At 43.3% G+C, this 20,838-nt stretch carries 17 protein-coding genes; 3 read left to right on the top strand and 14 right to left on the bottom strand.

The features are described from left to right. Nucleotides 1–4: 4 nt before the first annotated feature. From ID165_RS24895 to ID165_RS24835, 13 genes are all read right to left on the bottom strand, one after another. A complete protein-coding gene (locus tag ID165_RS24895; protein WP_192348090.1) occupies nt 5–763 on the bottom strand; it encodes a cell division protein FtsQ/DivIB in 759 nt (252 codons plus the stop codon). Continuing rightward, nucleotides 760–2,172, bottom strand: a complete 1,413-nt coding sequence (gene murC / locus ID165_RS24890; protein ID WP_192348089.1) for a UDP-N-acetylmuramate--L-alanine ligase — start codon at nt 2,170–2,172, stop codon at nt 760–762. The genes ID165_RS24895 and murC overlap by 4 nt, the downstream gene beginning before the upstream one ends. Next, nucleotides 2,169–3,251 carry an undecaprenyldiphospho-muramoylpentapeptide beta-N-acetylglucosaminyltransferase gene (gene murG / locus ID165_RS24885; RefSeq protein WP_192348088.1) on the bottom strand — a complete coding sequence of 361 codons (1,083 nt, stop codon included), beginning with the start codon at nt 3,249–3,251 and terminating at the stop codon, nt 2,169–2,171. The genes murC and murG overlap by 4 nt, the downstream gene beginning before the upstream one ends. A gap of 29 nt (nt 3,252–3,280) precedes the next feature. Then, nucleotides 3,281–4,447, bottom strand: coding sequence for an FtsW/RodA/SpoVE family cell cycle protein (locus ID165_RS24880; protein WP_192348087.1), 1,167 nt, complete (start codon nt 4,445–4,447; stop codon nt 3,281–3,283). Then, nucleotides 4,444–5,796 (bottom strand): UDP-N-acetylmuramoyl-L-alanine--D-glutamate ligase, encoded by a 1,353-nt coding sequence (murD, locus tag ID165_RS24875; RefSeq protein ID WP_192348086.1) that lies wholly within the window; start codon nt 5,794–5,796, stop codon nt 4,444–4,446. Before murD ends, ID165_RS24880 begins: the two co-directional genes overlap by 4 nt. 194 nt (nt 5,797–5,990) lie before the next feature. Further along, nucleotides 5,991–7,202, bottom strand: a complete 1,212-nt coding sequence (gene mraY, locus ID165_RS24870; protein ID WP_192348085.1) for a phospho-N-acetylmuramoyl-pentapeptide-transferase — start codon at nt 7,200–7,202, stop codon at nt 5,991–5,993. A 1-nt stretch (nt 7,203) separates the two neighbouring features. Continuing rightward, nucleotides 7,204–8,667 carry a UDP-N-acetylmuramoyl-L-alanyl-D-glutamate--2,6-diaminopimelate ligase gene (locus ID165_RS24865; protein ID WP_192348084.1) on the bottom strand — a complete coding sequence of 488 codons (1,464 nt, stop codon included), beginning with the start codon at nt 8,665–8,667 and terminating at the stop codon, nt 7,204–7,206. After that, the gene (locus ID165_RS24860; RefSeq protein WP_192348083.1) at nt 8,668–10,776 is read right to left on the bottom strand and encodes a penicillin-binding protein; all 2,109 of its coding nucleotides are present in this window, start codon (nt 10,774–10,776) and stop codon (nt 8,668–8,670) included. Continuing rightward, nucleotides 10,773–11,156, bottom strand: a complete 384-nt coding sequence (locus ID165_RS24855; protein ID WP_192348082.1) for an FtsL-like putative cell division protein — start codon at nt 11,154–11,156, stop codon at nt 10,773–10,775. Before ID165_RS24855 ends, ID165_RS24860 begins: the two co-directional genes overlap by 4 nt. Continuing rightward, nucleotides 11,153–12,064 carry a 16S rRNA (cytosine(1402)-N(4))-methyltransferase RsmH gene (gene rsmH, locus ID165_RS24850; protein ID WP_192348081.1) on the bottom strand — a complete coding sequence of 304 codons (912 nt, stop codon included), beginning with the start codon at nt 12,062–12,064 and terminating at the stop codon, nt 11,153–11,155. Before rsmH ends, ID165_RS24855 begins: the two co-directional genes overlap by 4 nt. A 4-nt stretch (nt 12,065–12,068) precedes the next feature. Next, the gene (gene mraZ, locus ID165_RS24845; protein WP_192348080.1) at nt 12,069–12,503 is read right to left on the bottom strand and encodes a division/cell wall cluster transcriptional repressor MraZ; all 435 of its coding nucleotides are present in this window, start codon (nt 12,501–12,503) and stop codon (nt 12,069–12,071) included. Between the two features lie 767 nt (nt 12,504–13,270). Further along, the gene (locus ID165_RS24840) at nt 13,271–15,217 is read right to left on the bottom strand and encodes a M56 family metallopeptidase (RefSeq protein ID WP_192348079.1); all 1,947 of its coding nucleotides are present in this window, start codon (nt 15,215–15,217) and stop codon (nt 13,271–13,273) included. Then, nucleotides 15,217–15,588, bottom strand: coding sequence for a BlaI/MecI/CopY family transcriptional regulator (locus tag ID165_RS24835; RefSeq protein WP_192348078.1), 372 nt, complete (start codon nt 15,586–15,588; stop codon nt 15,217–15,219). The genes ID165_RS24840 and ID165_RS24835 overlap by 1 nt, the downstream gene beginning before the upstream one ends. Nucleotides 15,589–15,940: 352 nt before the next feature. Between ID165_RS24835 and ID165_RS24830 the strand changes: the two genes are divergently transcribed. The 3 genes from ID165_RS24830 to ID165_RS24820 are packed head-to-tail and all read left to right on the top strand — an operon-like array spanning nt 15,941 to nt 18,849. Next, a complete protein-coding gene (locus ID165_RS24830; RefSeq protein ID WP_192348077.1) occupies nt 15,941–17,053 on the top strand; it encodes an alkene reductase in 1,113 nt (370 codons plus the stop codon). Nucleotides 17,054–17,101: 48 nt separating this feature from the next. Beyond that, nucleotides 17,102–17,878 carry an NRDE family protein gene (locus ID165_RS24825; RefSeq protein ID WP_192348076.1) on the top strand — a complete coding sequence of 259 codons (777 nt, stop codon included), beginning with the start codon at nt 17,102–17,104 and terminating at the stop codon, nt 17,876–17,878. After that, entirely contained in the window at nt 17,875–18,849 is a 975-nt protein-coding gene (locus ID165_RS24820; RefSeq protein WP_192348075.1) for a YpdA family putative bacillithiol disulfide reductase, read from the top strand. The genes ID165_RS24825 and ID165_RS24820 overlap by 4 nt, the downstream gene beginning before the upstream one ends. Before the next feature lie 50 nt (nt 18,850–18,899). On the opposite strand, the gene ID165_RS24815 is transcribed toward ID165_RS24820, so the two are convergent. Then, a complete protein-coding gene (locus ID165_RS24815; RefSeq protein ID WP_192348074.1) occupies nt 18,900–20,831 on the bottom strand; it encodes an OmpA family protein in 1,932 nt (643 codons plus the stop codon). Nucleotides 20,832–20,838 lie beyond the last annotated feature (7 nt).

The raw sequence follows: 20,838 nt of genomic DNA, 5'->3' as shown, positions 1-20,838 counted from the left end.
GCTATTATTCACAGACAATTTGATCCTTAAACCTTACACTTACCCTGTCGTAAGCATTCCAACCCTTGCGGGGTAGTATTTCCTTATAAAAGACCGCTATTCGGTCAAACTTATTTGCTATATCATGCGCATCCCCAAACTCAATAACCTGCCTTCCCACTTGCTGAAAAAGACGGATATTATCCTTGGAATTCACTTCAATCTCGGTTATCTGCGCATTCCAAAATTCATCTGTAATGATGAATTCTATCAAATCCATCAACTCTGGCATATCTGCATTTATATCACCTTTGTCCATAAGCATCTCCGCATAATCCCCTTCAAGAATCAATACTCTACTCGTGTATGAAGTCGAAGTAGGAATCACTTTTCCTTCCGTGGTGATGTATCCATCAGCCCCCATTGGCTGTGCAATTCTTGCAATCGGCTGATGCTGGCTAATCTTCAAATTCAAAATACCTTTCTGCCCGATCATTGCTTCCACAGACTTCACAAAAGGATGTCCAAGCAGCCTAGATTCAATTGCTTTCATCGGCACTTCGCTCAGCATCACACCTGGTTTCAAATCAGGAAATGCCTGAATGAGGATTTTAGTGATTTCAGCATCCTCTACGAAATAGACTCCGCTCACTCCCTCAATATCTATTTCCGTACCCTGAAACGTTTTATATAAGGTCTGCTTCTCCACAAAACCTATAAAGCCTACCACTATAACAGTTAGCACTACAAAAGCGAGTATTTTCTTTATGTTTGCCTTTTTCATAGTGCGTATCGGTTAAGTCTTTCTTTCATCCAAGAAGCTATCACAGGCACCAAGCGATCTATATCCCCTGCACCCAGTGTGACCAAAACCTCCGGAAAACTCTGATCCAAACGGCTCATCAAATCCTCTTTTGCCACTAACTCTTTCCGATCGGCATTAATCCCGCCAAGCAGTATCTCTGAAGTTATTCCCTCGATAGGAAGCTCTCTCGCCGGATAGATGTCCAGCAAAATCACCGAGTCTGCAAGTGAAAGACTTTCTGAAAAGCCTTCGGCAAAATCCCTTGTCCTAGTAAACAAATGAGGTTGGAATACCACTGTCAACTTCTTTGTCGGAAACATCGCTCTCACCGAACTCAGACAAGCTCTGATCTCTTCAGGATGATGCGCATAATCATCAATGAAGACATGACTACCCTCGTTCACATGAATCTCAAATCTTCTCTTAACTCCCTTAAAAGAGCTAATCCCTTTTCTGATCTTCTTCTCTGATATCTTATGATCCAATGCTATTGCAATCGCAGCCAATGCATTTTCCACATTATGAAACCCCGGTATAAACAGCTCCAGCCCTTTGATCTCCTGCTTACCATCCAAATAATCAAACATAAAGGAGCCGGGCTTCGCTTGAATATTTTCAGCACGTATTCCTGCCGACCTCAATCCGTACTCCCGTGTAGATACTTTCGGGAGTTTATCTAGCCCAAGTCTTTGCATAGCATGCTGCTGTAAGTATAATCTCCCTTTTCTGTCTACCAAATTGACAAATTCCAAGAATCCTTCTAAAATGTGCTGCTCATCTCCATAGATATCCAAATGATCCGGATCCGCACTTGTTAGTACTATTTCATTGGGATGAAGTCTTAGGAAAGAGCGGTCAAACTCATCCGCCTCCACCACTACCAAAACCTGTTCTTTTGACTTTTTGCCCCCAAGAATCAAATTGCTTTGATAGTTTTGAGTAATCCCACCCAGAAATGCCACTATGGGCTTTCCAGCGGATTTTAGCACATGGGCAATCATGGAAGAAGTAGTGGTCTTTCCATGGGTTCCCGCTACCGCAATGGTGTAGTAGGAGTCCGTCACCATACCCAGTACTTCTGATCTCTTCTTGAGTTGGAAGCCATTTTCCATAAAGAAATTCAGCATTTCGCTATCCTTTGGCATTGCAGGAGTCCAAATTATCAATGCTTTGTCTGCACCATTTCTGATAGTGTCGGGGATAGCTTCCAATTTGTCCACAAAGGAAATTTGCATTCCTTCAGCGATCAATTCATCCGTAAGTGACGAAGGTGTACGGTCATAGCCGGACACAGCATATCCTTCATGACGGAACCATCTGGCCAAGGCACTCATGCCTATGCCTCCGATACCGAGTAAATGGACGCTATTTATACCTTCGAAACTCATGCAATCAACTGTTCTATTTCCTTTACTATGGCATTGGCCGCATTCGGTTTAGCCAGATTCTTTATATTTTTTCCTAATAACTCAGACAGCTGTCTGTCTTTCATTAGCATAGTTACCTTTTGCGCCAAAGCACCTTCTGCTGCCGAGTCCTTCAGCAGCAAAGCCGCTTCGTGATTCACATAAGCCATGGCGTTTTTGGTTTGATGATCCTCGGCCACATTAGGAGACGGGATGAAAATCACCGGCTTACCCACAAGTGAAAGTTCTGAAACCGAAAGTGCTCCAGCTCTAGATACAATCATATCTGCGGCTGCATAAGCCAAATCCATTTCCCGGATAAATTCATTCAGGTGAATTGTTGTCAGACCTGAATCGGCAAGCTTGGATTTCATTTCTTGGAAATAAAACTTGCCACACTGCCAAAGCACCTGAAAGCCTTCCTCGTCCAGTTTTTGCATATCCTTCAGCATCGCTTGATTGAGCGTTCTGGCACCCAAAGATCCCCCCAAAACCAGAAGGGTTTTCTTAGCCGGATCCAGTCCAAAATGCGCTATGGCTCCTTCTTTTTTTCCCGATAATTCAAGAATGTCCTTGCGGACAGGATTTCCTGTATAGGCAATTCTATCTGTGGGAAAAAAGCGATCCATCTCCGGATAAGCAACACAGATTTTTTTGGCTTTTTTAGCCAAAATTTTATTAGTCAAACCGGCATAGGAATTTTGTTCCTGAACCAGTGTGGGAATACCATTTCTTTGTGCAGCATAGAGCACAGGTCCGCTTGCATAGCCACCTACTCCCACCACTGCATCCGGTTTAAAATCAGTAATGATTTTCGAAGCTTTGGACAGACTTTTTAATAGCTTGAAAGGGAATTTGAGATTCTCTAGGGATAAGCTTCTTTGCAGACCTGCAACCGGAAGCCCTTTGATTTGATACCCCGCCTCAGGAACTTTCTGCATCTCCATTTTACCCAGAGCACCTACAAACAAGATCTCGCTGCCAGGATGCTTTTCCATCCAGGCATTGGCAATAGCGATAGCCGGATAGATATGCCCTCCGGTACCTCCACCACTGACCAAAATTCGATATTTGCGCTGTGCGTTAATAATTATGCTGTTTTAAGTCTTGTCCTATTCCCAAAAGCGGTGCTAGTCTGCGATTCGTCTTGGTGATCACCACGACTTACCGAGAGAATAATCCCCAAGGATATCCCGGTAAACACCAAGGATGTCCCCCCCATACTCAGAAGAGGAAGCGGCAGCCCTGTAATCGGCCCCAATCCAACTGCCACTGCCATATTTACCAAGGCTTGAATCACCAAAGCGAAACTCAATCCTGCGGAAAGTAATCCTCCAAATGCTTTATTTGAATTTGCTACGATTCGCATTCCTCTATAAAGAAGTGCGAGGTAAAGGAAGAGCACAGAAAAACCTCCGATCAACCCATATTCCTCGATGATAATGGCATAGATAAAATCCGAATAAGGATGCGGAAGTGAATTTCTTTGCTCACTGTTTCCCGGGCCTTTTCCGCCTATGCCACCGGTAGCAATAGCGATATAGGACTGCTCTGCCTGAAAAGGAATTTCGTCCTTGTTCATAAAGTCCTCCACCCGTGACACGAGCGTAGCACCTCTTTGTCCTATAAATCCTGCCGCAATCAAGCCCAACATTCCAACCATCAAGACCATCGCCAGATACTTCACCGGCACTCTACCGATAAACATGATCAGAAGGCACGTCATCAAAAGCAAAATGGCTGTGGAGAAATTGGCCATGGCTATCAACCCACTGATCAACCCTATAGCAATGATAATAGGCACAAACGTGCTCTTAAAGTCTGTAATGTTGTTTTGCCGCTTGGCTAACATTCCTGCAATAGATGCGATCAAAGCTAATTTTGCCAAATCCGAAGGCTGAAATGCCTGGTTGATTACAGGAATAGTGATCCAACGATTAGCCTCATTGATATTGGAGCCAAATAAGTACGTAATCAGTAAGAGCGGGATAGAAATAATGACACCCAACCGGGCATAAACTGCATACTTTCTATATGGCACCTTATGTGCAAGCCACATCACCACCAGTGACACAAAAATCAACGTGGAATGTCTAATCAAGTAGATTTCTGTATTGCCACCGGCATATTTATACGCCAAAGAGCCCGTGGCAGAATACACCACCAGAATACTGAATAAAGACAATAGGATGACAATCCCCCAAATAATTGGGTCGCCTTTGAAATTCCTATCTATCCATGCTTTAAACTGATTCATGCGATAGCTTTCGGTTTTAGTTTCTCTACTGCCACGCGGAATTGTGTTCCGCGATCTTCATAATTTCTAAACAAGTCAAAGCTGGCACATGCCGGGGACAGCAAGACTACATCACCCGGCTTTCCAAGTTCTTGACCCCAAGCTACAGCCTCAGTGATATCGCGGGTCTCCCTGATATCGGATATTATCGAGGCAAAAGCTGTTTTCAACTTTTCGTTGTCTTTGCCTAAACAGATCAAAGACTTTACTTTCTCACTAACCAGACCGGAAAGGACTGAGTAATCATTCCCCTTATCCACACCTCCTGCAATCCAGATCAATGGGTTTTCATAGCTCCCCAAGGCATATACCGTAGCCTCCACATTGGTTCCTTTGCTGTCGTTGATGAACTTTACGCCATCCACTTCTCTGATCTGTTCCATTCTGTGCGGAGCATTTTTGAAAGTCCGGAAACCCAGCATCAAATTCACTTCACGCACACCTGCAATCAATGCAGCCGAGCCCGCGCAAAGTGCATTGAGTAGATTATGCTTCCCTTTGACAGAAAGCGTATCCACGGGTACTTGGACGGACTTTCCCAAAACGTCATATGTCAACGTATCTCCATCTGTCCATGCCCCTGCCTGCTGTACTCCCAAAGCTGAAATCCACAACTTGGAAGCATTTATAGTATTTGCCTTCAGGCCTTTCTTAGTCAAAGCATCTTCCGCAAAAAGAATTGCCTGATCATCTGAAGTCATATTCTTAAAAATCCCAAACTTGGAATCTATATACTGCTCAATTTTGTACTCATACCGATCCAAGTGATCAGGCGTGATATTACAGAGGATCGCTACTGACGGTCTGAAATCCACAAATCCATCGATCTGAAAACTGCTGCATTCGATTACCCACCAGGCATGATCTCCTTCCAGCAGTTGAGCGGCCCAGCTCTTCCCTACATTTCCAGCCAGTCCCACATCCAATCCTGCTTCCTTCAATAGGTGATAAGTAAGAAGCGTCGTAGTGGTCTTGCCGTTGGTACCGGTGATGGCGATCACTTTTCCATTAGTATAGCCAAATGCAAACTCCAGCTCATCGATAATCGGAATACCTGCCAACGATGCCTTGGCTACCAGTTCAGTCTTAGGTGATATTCCCGGGCTTTTGATAATCAAGTCGGCATTAAGAATCTTCTCTTCTGAGTGTTTCCCTTCTTCAAATGAAATATCCAAGCGTTCCATTTCAGCTTTTCGAGTTGCTGAAATCTGACCTGAATCTGAAACCAAAACCGCATACCCCTTCTGTCTGGCAAGCATCGCTGCTCCCAATCCGCTCTCTCCCGCACCCAGAATGGCCAATCGTTTCATGTGTTTATATTTTCTTTTCAGTGGTCACATGGAATCTTTGACGATTAAAATAATCATTGCCCTGTGTGTATAATGATGATTTTAATCGTGTCGATTTCATGTGTTTATAATTGATTTTTTATGGTCACATGGAATCTCGCTTTTAATTATCATTTCTTCTCGTGACGATATCCTATAGCTCGATTTCATTTCTTTTATCTCAGTTTAAGTGTTGCCAAAGTGATTACTGCCAACAAGATCCCCACAATCCAGAACCGCGTTACGATCTTAGCTTCGGGAATATTTTTCTTTTGGTAATGATGATGCAATGGTGACATCAGGAAAATTCTCTTGCCTTCGCCGTATTTTTTTCTAGTGTATTTGAAATAGCCTACCTGAAGCATCACACTTACATTTTCTATCACGAAGACACCGCACATCAATGGAATCAGCAACTCCTTGCGAAGTGTCAATGCCAATACTGCTATCACTCCGCCTAGCATCAAACTCCCTGTATCTCCCATGAATACCTGAGCCGGATAAGCATTGTACCATAGGAACCCAACACAGGCTCCGATAAATGCCGAAGCGAAAATCACCAGCTCTCCAGAGTTGGGGATATACATAATATTGAGGTAGGAAGAGAATATCGCATTACCACTGAGGTAGGCAAAAATCGCAATCGTCAATCCTATAATGGCTGAAGTTCCTGCCGCCAGACCATCTATTCCATCCGTAATATTAGCACCGTTGGAAACGGCCGTGATAATAAAAATCACCACAAAAATGTACAGGATCGGAGTCATCGCTTCGCCCATAAAACCAAGCATAGTCTCGTAATTCAACTCATTGTTTTTGGTGAATGGAATGGTGGTTTTAGCCACTTTCACGTCTCTGAATGCAGGCGTTTCTACTACTCCTTCTTCTATGGACACCGGATTTGTGAATTCCCGGATGACGACGCTCTCATGGAAATACAACGTGGAACCCACGATAATACCAATTCCTATCTGCCCGATAATCTTAAATCTACCGGCAAGCCCTTCTTTGTTTTTCTGAAAAACTTTGATGTAGTCATCTATAAAACCTATTGTCCCCAACCAAACGGTGGTGATAAGCAAAAGAATGATATAGATATTGTTCAGATCTGCAAAAAGCAAGGTCGGAATCAGAATGGCAGCCATGATCATCAAGCCCCCCATTGTAGGAGTGCCTTTCTTTTGGTTTTGCCCTTCCAATCCCAGATCTCTTACCGTCTCCCCTATTTGCTTGTTTCTGATCCAAGCGATGATTTTGTGACCAAAAGAGATGGTAATGATCAAGGAAAAAAGCGCAGCCATGCCCGCACGAAACGAGATATACCTAAACACCCCAGTTCCGGGGATATCAAGCACTTTGTCCAAATAATCAAAAATTGGATATAACATCTCAGCTCTGCGTCAATTGTTGTAAAAACTCGGTTACTACTTCAGTATCATCGAAGTGATGCTTCACTCCCTTGATTTCCTGATAATCCTCATGGCCTTTGCCGGCGATCAGGATAATGTCGCCTTTTTGCGAAAGCATACAGGCTGTCTTAATCGCCTCCCTGCGGTCCACAATAGTCAATGTTTTTCTGATTTCAGACGGACCTACACCCGCTTGCATATCTTTTAGTATTTCCGACGGCTCCTCAAATCGGGGATTGTCAGAAGTAAGAATTGCCTTATCACTTTCCTGAACAGCAATTTTTGCCATGACAGGACGCTTAGTCTTATCTCGATTGCCTCCACAGCCCACGACCGTGATCAGCTGCTCACCGCCTGTCCTTGCGCCGTTTATTGTCTTAAGCACATTATCCAGCGCATCGGGAGTATGTGCATAATCCACAATGGCTGTAATGCCGGCAATAGAAATCCTATCGAAGCGGCCTTTGGCTCCGCGGATGCCCGAAAGTTCACGAAGAACCTCGTCCTCTTCCTCACCCAATAACACAGTGACGCCCAGAACTCCCAGAAGATTATAGGCATTGAAAGCACCGATCATTCTGAACCAAATCAGCTTGCCGTTGATGTCCAACTCAAGTCCCTCCAGAGTATTCGAGATGATCTTGGCTTTGAAGTCTGCCGGGGATTTAAGTGCGAATGTCTGATGAGAGGCTTTGCAATTTTGAAGCATTACCGCCCCCCGCTTGTCGTCACCGTTTACCAGTGCAAAAGCGTCCTTTGGGAGCTCATCAAACAACTTTTTCTTAGCCTTGATGTATTCGTCAAACGTGCCATGATAATCCAGGTGATCGTGGCTGATATTGGTAAAAACAGCTCCCGCCAGCTTCAATCCTGCTATTCTCTCCTGCACAATCGCATGAGAACTCGCTTCCATAAAGCAATGCGTACAGCCGTCATCGGCCATTTTGCGAAGCAAAGCCTGCACACTCACCGCATCAGGTGTAGTGTGGGTCGCATGGATTACTGTTTCATTGATTTTATTTTCTACTGTAGAAAGCAATCCCGTACTATAGCCCATCCGCATAAACAACTGATGCAAAAGCGTAGCAGTGGTCGTCTTGCCATTGGTTCCTGTGATTGCCACTACTTTGATTGTTTCCGAGGGATTGTTATAGTAATTGCTTGCCATGATACCCAAGGCACGTGCAGAATTCACCACTTCTACATAAGTGACTCCATCCAGAAGTTTTTCCGGCAATCGCTCACAGACAACACTCTGAGCCCCCAGTCCAATGGCTTTTTCAATAAATTCATGTCCATCTACCTGAGTACCTTTAATTGCCACAAAAGCACTTCCCTCCGTCACTTGACGGCTATCAAAGACAATATCTTTCACCCCCAACTCCATGTCTCCTGTCGTAGAGGTTAGCGATACTTTATACAATATGTCTTTCAGTACTTTCATTTATCCTAATACCAGATTTATGGTTGCGTTTGGTGTTAATTGGGTTCCGGGAGAAATCGATTGTCCTTTCACCCGGCCTTTGCCTGAGTAATTGACCTTCATCCCTTTATTCTCCAAAATGAAAAGTGCATCCCGAAGCGGTAGGCCTGACACATCCGGAACAAGCGACTTGTCCGTATCATTGACATTCATTTCTACGCCGGTAGCGTTAGACACTGTCTTCACCCACTCTTCCGGATTGGCAGCGGTGGACTTCAATCCGAGCTTTTGGAAAATCCCCTGCAGTTCTTCAGCCTTCCCGGCTTTGACAAAGGGCAATTGCTTTTCATCCGATTCCGCTCTTAAAATCCCCTTTTGATTGCCAGGATTCAATTCAATGTCCAGTGCATATATTTTGTCGGCAATCTCTTTGAAGACAGGCGCCGATACGTCACCCCCATAAGCAGCAAAGCCTTTTGGGCTATCAATTACCACCACCATGGAGTACTTTGGATGATCAGCCGGGAAATAACCTGCAAAACTGGTGTAATAATTTCTAGTGTATTTTCCATTGACTAATTTCTGAGCTGTACCTGTTTTACCCGCGATTTTATAATCAGCATTAGCAATATTCCTTGCAGTGCCACGCGCTACCACTCCTTCCAAAAGTTCTTGGAGAAGCTTGATGTTTTTTTCTGATGCGATTTGCTTTCTCACCACCTCAGGCTCATATAGCTGCTCAATTGTATTGCCTTTAGATATTGACTTTACGATGTAAGGCTTCATCATTTTGCCTCCATTTGCCACCGCATTATATAAGGCAAGCGTATGAAGTGGGTTCAGCTTGGATTCGTAACCAATAGAAATCCATGGAAGTGAAGTACCATACCAATCTTTATTTCCCGGCTTTTTATAAAAAGGCTTGCCCTCACCGATCAATTGAAACCCAAAAGGCTCTCTCAAACCTACCTTATCTATATAAGCCATGAATTTGGACGGGCTTGAGCCAAAGTGCTCATCTACCAATTTGGAGATGCCTACATTAGATGATTTCTCAAATGCCTCTCGAATTGTCAATGTGCCAAAACCGCCGTTCTTTGCATCACGCATTACTTGGTTATAGAATTTATGAGCCCCATTACCGGTTTCCACTGTTTCTTCCAGTGTAACCTTATTCTCTTCCAAAAGCGCAAGCATGGAAAGTAATTTGAAAGTAGACCCAGGCTCGGTATTGCCCTGATCACCGATGGCATAATTGTAATTCTCACCATAGCCATTGCCGCTGGTATTGCGCTGCAAATTGGTTATAGCCTTGATCTGTCCGGTTTTCACTTCCATGACAATCACCGCTCCGAATTCGGCATCTCTATCCGTCAGCTGTCTCCTCAATGCAGTTTCGGCTACGTCCTGAATATTCACATCCAAGGTAGTGACCACGTCAAAGCCGTTCTCGGGCTTCACATCCTCCGCATCAAACACAGGCTTCCAGCTTCCCCCTGCCAAACGCTGGAAAAGTGCCTTACCGTCCTGGCCCTGTAGGTAATTATTGAAACTGTACTCTATACCGGCACCGTATTCATCTTCATTCAAAAAGCCAACGGTACGGCTGGCAAGGGAATTGAACGGACGATATCTTTTCTCTACTTTCTCGAAGATTACTCCACCTCCCAATCTACCTTGTCGGAAGATCGGCCAAGTTGACATTTCCTGCATGCCCTGGTAGCCTATCTGCTTTCTGTTCAATATCAGATAGCGCTTATTGTCAAGCCTGGCATCATTGATCATCCTTTTATAGGAAGCCGCTGACTTATCCTTATAATAAGAGGACAGCAATTTTGCGAGTGAGTCAATACCTGCTTTGTATTGATCAGACTTAGCGATGGTGGGATCGAGTGCCACTCTGTAGAAAGGCAAACTTGTAGCCAGCAAACTCCCGTCACTAGCGTAGATATTGCCTCTAGTAGCAGGCACCTCTCTGTACTGGAAATTGATGGTTTCCGCTTTTTCGCGCCATACGTCTCCCTCCGCCATTTGCAGCTTGGCGATTTTATACGGGATTAGTGCTGAGCCCAGCGCTATCAGGATGAACACCACCCGTACACGGATCAATATGGATCGCTTAAAATTCACTTTTCTACCTCTATTTTTATCGGTGGTTGATTCAGTTCAAATATTCCTTTACCAGCTACTCGCTTGGCTACTTCAGACTGCATGCTACTGAGCATATATTCCGCTTCCAACGTGGTGACGTCAGCACGAAGATCCTCCACCTCTTGCTGCGCTTTTTCGATCTGCCGCACCATATTCTCTGCTCGGTGATTGCTCCAGATATAGATCAAAGCCAATAAAGCCACAAATCCAACCGGCGGAACCAATTGGACAGGCACTCCCTCACCTAAAACCCCGGTGACATCCAGCTTCTCTTCCATCCAGCTAAAAATGGATTTACGTGGACCGCCTTTTGGCTTATTGCCCGACTTCAATTTCTTTTTGAATGTGTTATTACTCATCCTTTTGTCTTTTTCGCTATTCTGAGCTTTGCACTTCTAGCCCTTGGGTTGGAGGCAATTTCCTCTGCATCCGCCACCACAGCCCCTCTGCTTATTGGTTCCAAAGGCCGAATAAGATTTCCATAGAAATCCTTTTCTACCTCACCTTGAAATTTGCCTTTGATCATCAGGTTTTTCACCAATCGATCCTCTAGACTATGATAGCTCATCACCACCAATCTGCCCTCCGGCTTTAGCACTTCCACTGCTTCCAGCAGCATTTCTTCCAATGCCCCCATTTCGTCATTCACCTCTATTCTCAAAGCCTGAAAGACTTGAGCATAGTATTTAAAGTCTTTGCCGCGGGGAGCGTATCTTTTCAAGAAGGCGGTAAATCCTTCTGTAGTTTCAAATGGTTGGGCTGTCCTTTCAGAGACGATGGCTTGGGCCAATGTCTTGGCATTTTTCACCTCTCCATAAATCCCGAGAATCTTATGAAGCCTGCCCTCATCGTATGTATTCAACACTTCTTTGGCCGAGACATCGGCAGATTGATTCATACGCATATCCAAACTGCCGCTGAATCTGGTAGAAAACCCTCTGCTTGGCTCATCTATCTGATGAGATGAAATACCCAAGTCAGCCAACACACCGTCGACTTTCTTCACACCATGAAGTCTTAGGTACTTTTTCAAATCCCTGAAATTGGCGGCGATAAAGGTGAAATTATCATTGACTGGAATATTGGCCTCCGCATCCGCATCCTGGTCGAAGGCATACAGATGCCCCTTATCCAGGTACTTCAGAATCTCTCTTGAATGCCCGCCCCCACCAAAAGTCACGTCTACATAAATCCCATTGGGATCAATAGACAAGCCTTCAGTGCATTTGGCTAGCATCACTGGAATATGGTAAACCGACTCTGTCATGAGATTACGAGAGATATTTTTCCATCAGACTGGATAAGTCTGCCGGATCCACTATGATATTCTTGCTATAATTTTCTTGATTCCAGAATTCGATCCTGCCTCCGTTTCCTATCACGATCACATCTTTTTCAAGACCGGCATAGGTCTGATAAGCCTTTGGGATCAGCAAGCGGCCCGCACTATCCAATTCTACATCAACTACAGAATTGAAAAAGGAACGCTGCAACATTCTTTGCTCTGGATTATGAATAGAAAGAGACTTGATTTGATTTTCAAGTTTCTTGTATTCTACCATGGGGTAAAGAGCCAAACATCTATCTTCAGCCATTCGAAGCATAAGCGTAGCTCCATTAGCCTCCGGAATTGCCGCCTTGATCTTGGCCGGCAACACCAGACGCCCTTTGGGATCTAGCTTGCAATCGTATTGACTGTTGAACATAATTTCCTGAACTCTTTAGAATGATGAGCATGTAGTAAAGACAAAAGTAATAAAATGACTTTCACTTTCTACCACTTTCCCCCACAAATTCCCACTTTCACTTAAAAGTAGGCAAATCTTTATTCCATCCCAATATTTATCTGTAAAAAAACACTGATTTTTTCGGAGGTATTCTATTGATTAGAAAGAGGTTAGATATTCCCCAAATTGGGGTAAAACTGTTCGTATTTCAGGGTTTTCGCAGCTCACAAAGAATCTGAATGCGATAGAGGACACAACTTGAAAAGGAAAATGGAAGAAAATCCCATAAAACAGATTAGAATCCGTAAGGGAGTGTGGAGAAATCCCGCACCCACGGTTGACTATTATTTAAAAATGCAAAAACATACCTTCTCTATTTAAAAATAGTGGTATGCAAACCAGAACTTGACACATCGTAGACGAAAAATATGCTGAACTTGCCGTACTCACGTCAATACCTCGGCACAAGGGTAAACATGTATGGTAATAAGATTTTCGGAAGAAGTTCTATGCAAAAAAGACCAGCCCAAAGGACAGGTCTTTTTCAAAGCATCAACACACAATTTCCTTTTAATAATGCATTGAAAGAAGAAGAACAATAGGTCTAGTGTAGTGTTAACCAAAACCTTTCAGATTTACACCATCGATTTTTGATAAATAAGTAGATTCTTACGGAAGTAGGCTCTTATAGATCTAATAACAAAACCTGACAGGTTTACCCGGTACTTTTTACACTTGACATAGCACTAGTTGTTATCGCCTTTTTTCTCTGATTCTTGTTTAAGTTTTTTCTGATATTCTTCGATTTTGGCAGCATTCTCGTTTTGCCAAGCTTCCATTTTACGTTGATATTCCTCCATCTTTGGCTGCATCTCTTTTTCCCATGCCTTCATCTTCTCCTCATATTCCTTCATTTTTGGCTCATTCGCATCTTGCCAAGCCTGCATCTTAGCTTCGAACTCCCTCATCTTTGGCTCATGAGTTCTCTGCCATTCTTCTATCTTTTCATCAAATTCCTTCATTTTTGGCTCGTAAGCTTTCTGCCATTCCTCCATTTTTTTCTCATAAGCTTCCAATTTCGGCTTCATGGAGTCTTCCCAATTCTTCATCTTTTTAGCATACCCCTCAGCAAGTTTCTCCATCTCTTGTTTCCATTTATCCTTCTCCGCCTTAGTCATATTTACAGTGTCTTTCGGAGAATAAATAGCAGGGCTAAAATCGAAAACAGGTGGAGAAACCATAAAATCCATAATTGGCATATTACCCATATCAAAGTCCACTGCTGGCATAGACCCCATATCAAAGCCCATCATTGGGACCATCCCGAAATCCATTGGAGGCATGGGAGCCATAACGAAATCCATAACAGGAGCCATGGCTTCAGCTGGGAACGGCGGCATAGGAGTAAGCTCAAGGCCAGGCACACTATCTAAAACAATAGTCCTACCGTTGTGTTGATACACAAATGACCCTTTATTAATATTCTTGATTATAAGTGTATCACTACTCGAGATAATCGTATCAACAGACATATTGACTTCGGTGTTGATATTCTGATTAAGATTAGTAACTACATTCCGGTCAATTTCGACAGACTGACTCTCATTGACATTTACATCCACCGAGATCGGTTTTGTTTTTTCCACAGAGACAGAAACGTCCTGCTGTGCCATGGCCATCAGGCCAGCACTCAATAATAGTGTAAGTAACATAGGGATAGAGATAATAGGGTTTTGTGGATAAGTCTGGGCAGGATGACCCAAAATTCGTTTGATCCGCTGCAGTGTGGGATTTCTTTTTCCAGTAGCCGCCAAAGCTAATTCAGGAGGGTTTTGCTTTGAAAAGTTTAATACTTCAGCCAAGCTGTAGGCCAATTCCTGAGGTGAAATCCCGATTTTCACGGCTATATCATCAGCAGCATTTTCTCTCAATTCTTTGACTGTCTGATTCATCCACCAATAGCACGGATGATAGAAAAACAATACTTCCATGGCAGACTGTAGAAGATTTGCCAGATAATCGTTGCGTTTCACATGTGCCAACTCATGGGCAATGATCGCTTCCAACTGGCCTGGAGTAAGTTGAAAAATAAGACCTACGGGAATAAGAATAATTGGTTTGAGATAGCCGAAAGTAATTGGCGAAACGCCGTAGGAGGTAAGTTTAATCTCCACATTTTTCGAAATGTTCATTTTTTCCATTAACCGATAGAGCATTTTTTCCAACTGGAAACCCTGCGGGTTAGCTGATGATTTTCTAAGCATTCTAACCTCCGACAGGCTATTAAATAACCTAAAGAGAAAAAGTAATGCGCCGACAAACCAGAAGTTCACCAAAAGCGGCAACTGTAGTTCAATCCAGCTTATCATCATTAAGACCACGTCCTCCACTCCCATACCTGCTGAAGCCTGGATCTCACTTAGTATAATTCCTTCAAATGCCAGCCTCTCCAAAAGCGGGGATGGGCTAAAACTAGCTAGTTCATAAATAAACGTGGCAATCGAACAAAGCAAACTGACTCCCAAACTGCCCAAAGCAAAATCATATTTGATCCTAGGACTACTCTTGTGAAAAACTTTCAGCAGTAACCACAGAGCTGCCCCGATCAGCACTAACTGCCAAAGTGAATGCACTAGTGTCCAACCCATGGCATAAAGCAAACTTTCAGAAATCCAGTCGTTCAAAAGATTCATTATTTCTTGTTTTCCAGTTGATCCAAAAATGCTCGAATTTCATCCAGTTCCTCCTTGGAAGGTTGCTCCTCTCCCAATGCTTGGAGCACCAATTTCTGGGCAGAGCCACCAAATGCAGTAGTAACCAAATTTCTTAGCAAAGACTTCTGGGTATCTCTTTGATTGGTAGACGGACTGTAAATATGAGTCCGTTGCTCTTCATTTCTGCTGACCATCTGCTTGGCATACATATTTTGCATGGTCTTAAGCGTGGTCGTATATCCGGTATCTTTCGTCTCAGCCAGCCGCTCATGAATCTGGCGGACACTGGCCTCTTCCATTTCCCATAATAGGGAAAGTATTTCTAATTCTGATTCTGTCGGCTTACTCATGGGACTTTATACGATAACTTTCGTACCAAAGATATACGAAGAGAATCGTAATTTCAAAAATTATACGAAAACAATCGTATTAAAAATTGTTAACCAATTTATTTACAGTTAATTAAGTCCAAAATAATTTCTAAAACACTGCAAAGTTTATACAAAATGAGCTACAATACCCCAGTCAATCATCTCATTTGATTTAAATTATGAAATATTTTTCGACTGAATGCGCTAAAAGGCATAGTCTTTCCTTCACATAACTTCTTTATCAATTCTAGAGCTAAAAGGGAACTTAACACTCCTGACATTAGTTGTATAGACATTGAATTTTTATTTTAGAATCAAACCAAGTATCACCATGAATAACGATCAGCCACTATTAAAACCCATAATCCTATCAGGAGGGCTAAAATTAAAAAATAGAGTTTGGATGGCTCCAATGACAAGAAGCCGTGCTGATAACCCTGCAAATAAGCCATTTGATATTCACGAGAAATACTATTCACAGCGAGCTTCAGCCGGCCTAATTATTACCGAAGGCTCTCAGATATCGAAAGAGGGGGTAGGCTACATCAATACTCCCGGGATATATTCTGATGCACAGATAGAAGGATGGAAAGGTGTAACAAAAGCAGTCCACGAAAAAAGTGGTCATATATTCATCCAATTGTGGCATGTAGGTAGAATTTCCCACCCTGATTTCCACAATGGAAGCCTACCTTTAGCCCCATCGGCTATCAATCCCAACGAAAAATCCTACACGCCTGAAGGTTTCAAAGAAACTGTTACGCCAAAAGAAATGACACGGGCAGAAATCAAGCAGACGATCGAAGATTTTAAAAATGCAGGCAAAAATGCGATGGAAGCAGGGTTTGACGGAATAGAGATTCACAGCTCCAATGGATACTTGCTGCATCAGTTCTTCAATGCCACCAGTAATGTAAGGAGAGACGAATACGGTGGATCGATTGAGAATAGGGCAAAAATTCTTTTTGAAATCATCGATGCCCTGAAAGAGGTGATGCCGGAGCAGAAAATTGGATTAAGGCTAAACCCATCGCTAAACGGCGTTTTTGGTATGACAGCAGATGAGGAAACCATACCTACTTTTGAATATATCGTCAAAAAACTGAATGATTATGACTTGGCTTATTTGCATCTCTCGGAGCCATTTTCTGACGTTTCCGATATCCCTTATTTGGTAAGCCATATTGCCAAGCACTTTCGACCGTTATATAAAGGTACATTGGTCATCAATGCAGGTTTTGACCGGGAAAAAGGCAATAAAGTAATCGAAGCGGGTGATGCGGATGCCGTGGCTTATGGCACCTTATATATCTCGAATCCAGATTTAGTAGAGCGCTTTGCCCAACATTCGGAGCTGGCAAGCCCGGATAAAGACACGTTCTATACGCCTGGAGAAAAAGGATACACCGACTACCCTAGCCTTGAAGAAATAAAAGTTGGATAATCACCCCAAAGGCCGGAAATTCCGGCCTTTTCTTTCTTATTTTTAGCCATGTGTTTAGTAGCTTTTTCCTGGAAATCCCATCCAACGTATCCATTGATCATCAGCGCAAACCGTGATGAATTTTTTTGGCGTCCTACCCAACCCATTCACCTTTGGGAATCAGGAATCTATGCAGGGAAAGACCTAAAAAGCGGCGGCACCTGGTTTGGCATTCATCCCAATGGCAGATGGTCATTGTTGACTAACTACAGAGATTTCATACATCAGCGTGAATCAAAAATCAGTAGAGGAAAACTTGTACAGAATTTTCTTGAGTGCCAAATCGACCCTGAAGTCTACCTGAAAAAAATCGAACAGGAAAAAGCCCTTTATGATGGGTTTAATCTGCTTGTATCAGATGGGAATCGGCTTTTCTATTACAGCAATTTTGGAGAAAAAATCAGAGAAATCGAGCCTGGAGTCTACGGCTTGAGCAACGGACTGCTAGACGATCCTTGGCCTAAATCACAGCTGGCACAGCTACAGTTAGACCAATTGCTAACACAGCAATTTGATGAAGACAATCTGTTGGAGATTCTAAAATCTACAGACGCTGCAGATCCTGAACTCCTTCCCTTTACAGGAATTCCCCCTGCGATGGAAAGCGCACTTTCCTCCCAGCTAATTAGAATTAACGATAATTACGGCACTGTTTCCGCTACGGCTGTGTTACAGGACAAATCCGGATTGACCAAACTTAAAGAGCGGACTTTCGAATGGGATTATCACAAGTTTGAAGACCGTAAATTTCAGTTTCATCCGGAAAAACCTATGAAAAACAAATGACGAAGATATACGAGATGCTGATCATCGGCGGGGGACCTATTGGTCTGGCCTGCGGCGTAGAAGCAAAAAAAGCCGGGTTGGACTATGTGATTATAGAAAAAGGCGCACTGACCAATTCTATTTACAATTACCCGATCAATATGACTTTTTTTTCCACCTCTGACAGATTGGAGATGGCAGGGATCCCCTTTATGTCGATAGGAAACAAACCCAATCGTACCGAGGCATTGGAATATTACCGTAGAATTTTCTCCCACTTCGATCTCAATGTCAAGCTGTATGAAGAGGTAAAGGTTCTTGAGAAAAAAGAGAGGGAATTCTACGTCAAAACTTCAAAGGGAGAATACCTTACAAAAAACATAGTAATGGCCACAGGCTTTTATGATTTGCCAAATCTGATGAACATTCCAGGCGAAGACTTGCCAAAGGTTCACCACTATTATAAAGAGCCTTGGCCATTTATCAATCAAAAAATCGTGGTTGTAGGCGGAGCTAACTCCGCTGTGGATGCCGCATTGGAAACATGGCGGAAAGGTGCTGAAGTAAGCATGGTGCTACTCGACGAAGAAGTGGACCAGGCTGTAAAGTACTGGGTACGCCCGGACATTGTCAATCGCATCAAAGAAGGCTCTATTAAGGCTTTCACCAAATCAAAGCTCAAGGAAATCCGCAAGCATGAAGTGGTAATCACTACACCTGACGGCGATGTAACCGTAGAAAATGACTTTGTTCTGGCTATGACGGGCTACAAACCTAATTTCGGATTATTGAATCAGCTGGGCGTAAATCTGAGTGAAGATGAGAAATGCCAACCCCAGTACAATGAGCTAAGCCACGAATCGAATGTACCGGGAGTTTATCTTGCCGGCGTAGTTTGTGGCGGATTGAATACCCGGGAATTCTTTATCGAAAACAGCGTGGTGCATGCGGAGACTATTGTAAGAGACATTGTCAGGAAGCTAGAAAAATAAAGCGTCTGATCAACTAGATTAATCAGACGCTTTATTTTTAAGAAGTTTCCCTACTCTTTAATCTCTATCACCTTAAACTCAGTTCTTCGGTTTATCTGATGCTCTTCCTCGGTGGATGCATTTTCTATGATCAACTGACTTTCACCGTACCCTTTGGCTACTAATCTATCTTCTGCTATACCCTGAGACACGATGTAATCAACTGCCGACTGGGCTCTTCGCTGGGATAGATTTTGGTTATATGCATCACTCGATCTGTCATCTGTATGAGAGCTAAGCTCAATTCTGATCGCAGGATTATCTTTCAGTATCTGAACCAATTTATCCAATTCAAAGGCTGCATCGGCTCTAATCTCAGCTTTGTCCAGATCATAATAGATATTCTCCAAGACTATCGAACGATCGAGTACAAGCTGATCCAACACTATTGTAGTATCCAGCGTAATATTGGTCACATCTTGTACAAGGGTGGAGATATCCGGGGTCTTGCCTCTTGTAGTATAAGGGATCGACTTAGAGAAATAGCCATTCTTGGATGCGATGATGGTAAAGTCAGCATCAGGAGTCAGCGTAAATCTCACCCGCCCATTTGTATTGGAAAAATCACCGCCAGCCTGCTTGTTGTTTCCATCATATAACACTACTCTCGCCTGCTCCAACACTGCATCATCCTCACCTGCGACACGCTGCTTCGTGAATACATTCAGCAAGACATTGATGATTTTCGGCTTAGGGGTTTTATCCTCAAAGAAATAGATATCATCATCGCCTACCCCTCCCTCACGGTTAGAGGAAATAAAGCCCGATTTAGGATATTCTGTAAAGAAAAGAGCGAAGTCATCATTCAGACTGTTGAAGTTTTCTCCCAAGTTTTTGATAACCTGATTACCCGACTCATCTTTTTCAGCCACGAAAAGGTCTAGCTTTCCATAGCCGGGATGTCCATCTGATGAGAAGAAAAACTTACCGTCCCCCATAGGTCTAGGGAAAAGCTCATTTCCGGGAGTATTTATATTCGGACCAAGGTTAGTAGGATTCCCAAAATCCCCATTTGCCAATTTGGTTGCTTTATACAGGTCTATTCCTCCAAAACCTCCCGGTCTATTGGAAGAAAAGTATAATTCTTCCCCGTCCTCTGAGAAAGCAGGGGTAGAGTTCCACCACGTTTCGTCTTCATTCACCGGCATCCATATCGGCTGTGTAAATCCTCCTCCTCTGAAATATGAAACAAAAAGCGCTGTTTCGGGAAGGTCTTTATCAGAAGTAGAATTCCCTCTTGCGTAGATAATTGTATTACCGTCAGGACTGATTGCGATTGCGGCTTGATTCAGCCCTTCTTCATTCTTAAATTCCGGAAGAGGCTGAGCACCACTTACATCAATACGAAGTCCTTCTGCCCTTGCCCTGAACAATTTGGTATATGGAGAACCGTCAGCAGGGTAAAGGCCACTTGCCCGGCGCCCTGAAGTAAAATAAAGAAAATCCTCGCTGATCACAGGAGCATAGTCCGGCCCTGCAGTATTGAGTTCTTTATAATTGGCCAGTACATGATTAGGCCAATAATCGGCTATCCCTTCAGCTAGTTTGATGGCTTCAAGCTGACGCTGCGTTTCTGCTAAGTAGGCTTCATCCTGCGTATAGCCTTTTGCTTTTTCGAAAGCTTCTTTAGCCTCTTCATCTTTATCCAGAGCCTTCAAACTCAATCCCAGACGATAGTAACTGTCAAAAGTAGGATTTTCTTCTACTAACTTTTGATAATAAGGGGCTGCATTTTCAATTCTATTAGACAATCTATAGCTCTCTGCAACAACCTGATTGGCCTCTACGTTTTCGGGGTCATCCGCCAAGATTTGTGAAAAGGAATTGATGGCATATTGGTACTGACCGGAAAGAAACTGGTCATTACCTTTTTCCTGAAGGCTTTTGCAAGAGCTTACCCCAAAGAGAAGTAAAGCACAAATCCAAAAAAAATGGTTTTTCATCTGAGAG

It is taken from the genome of Algoriphagus sp. Y33, from assembly GCF_014838715.1.
Lineage (GTDB): Bacteria > Bacteroidota > Bacteroidia > Cytophagales > Cyclobacteriaceae > Algoriphagus.
Note: the sequence above shows the minus strand (reverse complement) of the source record. Positions and strands in the feature narration are given on the sequence as shown.